Here is a 5,039-nt window from a genome sequence, read left to right as displayed (position 1 = left end):
CACCCGGACGCGCCGCACCCCGCCCCGCGCGGGGGGGGGCCGCCCACCGTTGACTGCCCAGGCGGGTCTCCAACCCGTCAGCGCCGCGTCGCGAACACCACGCCGGTCAGGCAGAGCGCCCCGCCCAGCAGGGCCAGCGGTGCCGGTACCTCGCCCAGCATCGTCCAGGACAGCAGGACGGTGACCGGCGGGACCAGGTAGGTGGCCGCGGTGGTGCGCCCCGCCGTCCAGCGAGACAGCACGTAACCCCAGGTCAGGAAGCCGATCGCGGTCGGAAACACGCCCAGGAACAGCACGCCGACGGTGGCCGGCAGCGGGGCCGCGGCGAGTTCTGTCAGCAGCGCGGGGGCGAACGGCAGCAGGGCCACCGTCCCGGCCAGCGCGCCGAGCCAGGTCATCGTCGGCGCGGCCATCCGCGCCAGCAGACGCTTCTGCAGCAGTACGGCGAAGGCGTACAGCAGGGCGGAGAGCACCGCCAGCGCGACGCCGACCTTGTCGACGTGCCCGGTGAAGCCACTGGCCGCGATCAGGGCCACGCCCACGAAGGCGACCGTCACCCCGACACCGAGCCGGCCGGTGAGCCGCTCACCCAGCACGAGCACCGCGGCCACCGCGACCAGGATGGGGGCGACCGCGACCAGCAGGGCCGCCGTCCCGGCGTCGACCAGCCGTTCGGCGGCGTTGAGCGCGACGTTGTACCCGCCGAACCAGGCCACCCCCCAGACCACGACGAGTCCCAGGGTGCCACCGCTGGGCAGGACGCCCGGTCGCGGCGCGACTCGCGGCGCTCGGGCGCGGCGGCCGGCGGTGAACGCGACGAACACGCTCAACGCGGCGGACGCCGCCACCATGCGGCCCAGCGCCATGGCGCCGGGGGAGTAGTCGTGCCCGGCGAACCGGATGCCCACGAACGCCGAGGCCCACAGCAGCACCGTGGTTCCGGCGGCGGCGACGATCGGCCAGGACCGGGGCCGGTCCTCCGGAGGGATGTACGCGGGGACGGCCCGGATCGGGGCGGCGGGCTCGGTCATCGACGGGCTGGTCATGAGCTGATTCTCGGCCGCCCGACGATTCAGCACCAGCGACTGTTCCTTCACAACGATTAAGTCGCGCTTTATCGTTGGGTGGTGCTCGACGTTCACCGCCTCCGGGTCTTCCGTTCCGTCGTGGCGTCCGGTTCGGTCCAGGCCGCCGCCACCAACCTCGGCTACACGCCCTCCGCCGTCAGTCAGCACCTCACCGCCCTGCAACGCGAGACGGGTCTCACCCTGCTCGCCCGTGCGGGGCGCGGGCTGCGGCCCACGGCCGCCGGGCACGCCCTCGCCGCCGAAGCCGACCGGGTGCTCGCCCGGGTCGGTGCGGCCGAGTCGCTCATCGCGGACCTGCGTACCGGCCGCACCGGTGCCCTGTCCATCGCGTACTTCGCGTCGGTGGGCGCGGCGTGGATGCCGCACGTGGTGCGGTCCATCCTCACCGAACTGCCCGGTGTACGGCTCGACCTGCAACTACGCGAACACGTCCCGGACAGCCGGGAGGAGCGCGCCGACGTGCAGGTGGTCGTGGCGGGCAGCGGCTTCGATCCCGGTTCGGGCTTCACCACCCACCACCTCCTCGACGACCCGTACGTCGCCGTGGTGCCCACCGGGCACCGCCTCGCCGACCGGACGGAGACCGACCTGGTCGACCTCGCCGAGGAGCGCTGGGTCGACAACGACTTCGCCCGGGGCTGGTGCCGCGCCAACCTCCTCGAAGCCTGCACCGCCGCCGGTTTCCGCCCGGCCTTTCGGGTGGAGGCGCACGACTACCGCACCGCACTCGCCTTCGTCGCCGCCGGCATCGGCCTCACGGTGCTCCCCGCGCTCGGCGCGGCACACCTGCCCGACGGTGTGACCTGTGTGCGGCTGCTCCGGCCGACGCCGACCCGGTCGATCCACGTGGTGGTGCACGACGCCGTCGAGCACACCCCGGCGGCCCGGATGGCGGTCGCCGCCCTGCGCGACGCCGCCCACTTCGCCCCCACCGCACCGCCAGTGATCAAGCGTTGGGTGACACCGGACAGAGAAGGGTAATTCCGGCATCCCGGGTGCACGAACTGCATGATCGCAGCAAATCGAAGATGGGGTGAACCAAGGGAGGGTCGCCTACGTCAGGTGGGTACGCCCTTCATCTAGGAGTCGCCATGTCAACGAGTCCCATGGGTCCGTCCCCGTCCGCATACATGACGACGGCACGTGTGGACGTTCCGCTGCGGGACATCAGGATGCGGATCCTCCGTGCGCTGGAGCAAGAGTGGTACAGAGCGAATCAGGCCGGGCACAGTACGGGCGACTACAGTCGACGCAATCTCATCAAGGCTCTCGACGAGCGGGTGAGGAAATGGGAGCCGGCGGCGCCTACCGGTGGGCCGGCGCACGGCGGCAAGGCGGGGAAGGGCTCCCCGGGCCGGCCGCCTGCCGTGGAGCGGGCGGATCGACTGATGCAGATGCTCGCCGAGATCCCGGAACTCGACAACATCCTCAGCTCAACCGAGTTGGTGCAGCAGGTTCTGCAGGAGGCCAGGAGGGAGCACGAGCGGATGAACGAGAGCCGTTCGTCCAGTCGCTCGCGGAATCCCTTCTCGGCGATCGCCAGGATGCGGTCGACGCGAGCCGAGATCTTTCCCCGGAGCCGGACGTCAGCCTCGCCTGATGGGTCGGGTCCGCAAGCCCCCCGTAAGATCGCCAAACGCAGGTGACGTGAGGCCCTCGACCGCCGGGCACCCGCGCGCGACGGTGACGGAGGCACCCGCCACCGTTCCCGGCCGGGGCACCCGGGCCTACCGGTGCAGCTGCCGTTTCCAGTCGGCCGGCACCCGGTCGGCCGGAGCCGGTGCGCCCTGCTCCAGGGGCCGGTGCACCGGTGCCGCAAGCGGCGGCCCCTGTTCGTGCAGCACCTGCTCGGCGTAGTCCCAGAACCACTCCTCGCCCGGCTCGAAACTGCGGACGAAGCGGTGCCCGGTCGCGGCGTGGTGGGCGCTGGCGTGCTGGTTGGGCGAGGAGTCACAGCACCCGATGTGGCCGCACTGGCCGCACCGCCGGAGATGGAACCACCAGCTCGGGGGGTCGGCCGTCGTACAGTCGGCGCAGCCCGGGCCGCTCGGCGGCACCTCGGGGTCGATGCCCTCCATCGCGTTTCCTCTCGACTGAACGGGTCTGCCACGGCTCGGCCGGGGCGGGCCACAACGGTCCTGCAACCCTAACCCGGTCCGGACGGCAGGGCGTGCGCCGACCGATACTTCATGATCAATTTCTGGTCGGGGGGTCGGTTCCGTTCCAGATGCGGCAGAGCGGGTAATCGCCTGCGCTTGCCAGCCCAGGACAGGAGGACCGCAATGACCAGGATCGGCATCATCATCGGCAGCACCCGGCCGGGGAGGCACGGCGAGACGGTGGCCCGCTGGGTGTACGACATCGCCGCGCAGCGGGTAGACGCCGAGTACGAACTCGTGGATCTCCTGGACTTCCACCTGCCGCACCTCGATGAGATGACGCCCCCGTCGCTCGGGCAGTACACGCAGCCGCACACGCTGCGCTGGGCCGAGAAGATCGCATCGTTCGACGGGTACGTCTTCGTGACGCCGGAGTACAACCACTCCACGTCCGGGGCGTTGAAGAACGCCATCGACTTCCTCTACGCCGAGTGGAACAACAAGGCGGCCGGGTTCGTCAGCTACGGCAGCGTCGGTGGCGCCCGCGCCGTGGAGCATCTGCGGCTGGTGGTGGCCGAGTTGCAGATCGCGGACGTACGGGCGCAGGTGGCGCTGTCCCTGTTCACCGATTTCGAGAACTTCACCGCCTTCCAGCCCGGGCCGCACCAGGAGGGTTCGGTGAACATGATGCTCGACCAACTGGTGGCCTGGAGTGGCGCGCTCGCGAGTCTGCGGGCCGGTACGACCATGTCGACACCCCAGTCCTCGGGATAGCGCCGCCGCAGCTCGGTCCGCTTTACGGTTGTCGGGCGGCCCGCCACTCTTCGTGGGTGATCGCGTACTCGACCTCGCCGTGTTCCGTCCCGGGCAGCGGATCGTCCCAGGACGGGAAGAAGGTGCGGACATGGCGCAGGCCGACGGACTCCATCACCCGGCGGGACCCGGTGTTGACGGTCATGGTCTGCGCGATGACCCGGCGCTGGCCGACCGTGTCGAAGGCGTGCCGCAGCAGTTCCCGGGAAGCCTCGCTGGCCAGGCCCTTGCGCCAGTGCCGGCGCAGCAGACGGTAGCCGAGGTCGGAGACCGTCGGGTCGTCCGGCTGGTCGGGGCCGTGCGCTGGCGGGAGCATCATCAGCCCGACGAACTCGCCGTCCTCCTCGGTCTGCGGCGGCGTCGAACCGCGCGCCCCGCCGTCGGTGCCGAACGCCATCCAGTAGCCCAGCCCGTCCACCTTGTCAGCCAGCGCCATCCGGCTCGCGTGCGAGGTGAGCACCTCGTCCCTGGTCCGGGCCCGCCCGTGGAGGTAGCGCAGCACCTCCGGGTCGGAGTCCAGCTCGACCTCCAGGTCGAGGTGCCGGTCGGCGAGCGGGACCAGCAGCAGACGATCGGTACGCAGAATCGGTTGCGGCATCGGGACACGATCGCATGTCACCGGCACGATGGACGGCGAGGGATGGCAGCGGGCGACGGCAGAACAGACAGCACCGGTAGCACAGCACGGCGCGCCCGGCCGAGGGCCGGGCGCGCCGTGGCGATGTCCGCCAATCAGATGATGCTGTTGAAGTTGTTCCAGCCGCTGCCGATCTGCCGAGGGGGCTGGCTGTACGGGATGCCGTCGTCGCGGACGAAGTTGTTCGAGTAGAGCAGCAGTGTGCCGTCTGGCTTGCGGGCCACGAGGTCGGTGAAGCCGTCTCCGGTGACGTCGGCGCCGATGATGGTGTCGAGGTTGTTCCAGCCGCTGCCGATCTGCCGAGGGGGCTGGCTGTACGGGATGCCGTCGTCGCGGACGAAGTTGTTCGAGTAGAGCAGCAGTGTGCCGTCTGGCTTGCGGGCCACGAGGTCGGTGAAGCCG

At 70.7% G+C, this 5,039-nt stretch carries 6 protein-coding genes and 1 pseudogene; 3 read left to right on the top strand and 4 right to left on the bottom strand.

Going from position 1 to position 5,039, the window contains the following annotated elements; translation table 11 throughout:
- Positions 1 to 77: 77 nt before the first annotated feature.
- A complete protein-coding gene (locus tag KBX00_RS28865) occupies positions 78 to 1,046 on the bottom strand; it encodes a DMT family transporter (RefSeq protein ID WP_210831215.1) in 969 nt (322 codons plus the stop codon).
- An 81-nt stretch (positions 1,047 to 1,127) separates the two neighbouring features.
- Between KBX00_RS28865 and KBX00_RS28860 the strand changes: the two genes are divergently transcribed.
- Both KBX00_RS28860 and KBX00_RS28855 read left to right on the top strand, forming a co-directional pair.
- Positions 1,128 to 2,069, top strand: a complete 942-nt coding sequence (locus tag KBX00_RS28860) for a LysR family transcriptional regulator (protein ID WP_210831214.1) — start codon at positions 1,128 to 1,130, stop codon at positions 2,067 to 2,069.
- Between the two features lie 164 nt (positions 2,070 to 2,233).
- On the top strand, positions 2,234 to 2,734 hold the full coding sequence (locus KBX00_RS28855) for a hypothetical protein (RefSeq protein ID WP_210831213.1): 501 nt from the start codon (positions 2,234 to 2,236) through the stop codon (positions 2,732 to 2,734).
- Positions 2,735 to 2,815: 81 nt separating this feature from the next.
- Here the strand turns inward: KBX00_RS28855 and KBX00_RS28850 are convergent, their stop codons facing one another.
- The gene (locus KBX00_RS28850) at positions 2,816 to 3,166 is read right to left on the bottom strand and encodes a UBP-type zinc finger domain-containing protein (RefSeq protein ID WP_210831212.1); all 351 of its coding nucleotides are present in this window, start codon (positions 3,164 to 3,166) and stop codon (positions 2,816 to 2,818) included.
- A 204-nt stretch (positions 3,167 to 3,370) separates the two neighbouring features.
- Between KBX00_RS28850 and KBX00_RS28845 the strand changes: the two genes are divergently transcribed.
- Positions 3,371 to 3,961 (top strand): NADPH-dependent FMN reductase, encoded by a 591-nt coding sequence (locus KBX00_RS28845; RefSeq protein WP_210831211.1) that lies wholly within the window; start codon positions 3,371 to 3,373, stop codon positions 3,959 to 3,961.
- A gap of 22 nt (positions 3,962 to 3,983) precedes the next feature.
- On the opposite strand, the gene KBX00_RS28840 is transcribed toward KBX00_RS28845, so the two are convergent.
- Entirely contained in the window at positions 3,984 to 4,598 is a 615-nt protein-coding gene (locus KBX00_RS28840; protein WP_210831210.1) for a GNAT family N-acetyltransferase, read from the bottom strand.
- 134 nt (positions 4,599 to 4,732) lie between these two features.
- Positions 4,733 to 5,039, bottom strand: a pseudogene (locus tag KBX00_RS28835) (hypothetical protein); the annotation flags it as partial.

The organism is Micromonospora sp. C95 (genome assembly GCF_018070465.1).
Taxonomy (GTDB): domain Bacteria; phylum Actinomycetota; class Actinomycetes; order Mycobacteriales; family Micromonosporaceae; genus Micromonospora.
The sequence above is the reverse complement of the archived record's forward strand: the minus strand, read 5'-3'. Positions and strand labels throughout refer to the sequence as shown.

Bases quoted from the DNA above. Each gene is read 5' to 3' on its own strand.
- KBX00_RS28865 (WP_210831215.1), bottom strand. From the start codon at position 1,046: ATGACCAGCCCGTCGATGACCGAGCCCGCCGCCCCGATCCGGGCCGTC.
- KBX00_RS28850 (WP_210831212.1), bottom strand. From the start codon at position 3,166: ATGGAGGGCATCGACCCCGAGGTGCCGCCGAGCGGCCCGGGCTGCGCC.
- KBX00_RS28845 (WP_210831211.1), top strand. From the start codon at position 3,371: ATGACCAGGATCGGCATCATCATCGGCAGCACCCGGCCGGGGAGGCAC.
- KBX00_RS28840 (WP_210831210.1), bottom strand. From the start codon at position 4,598: ATGCCGCAACCGATTCTGCGTACCGATCGTCTGCTGCTGGTCCCGCTC.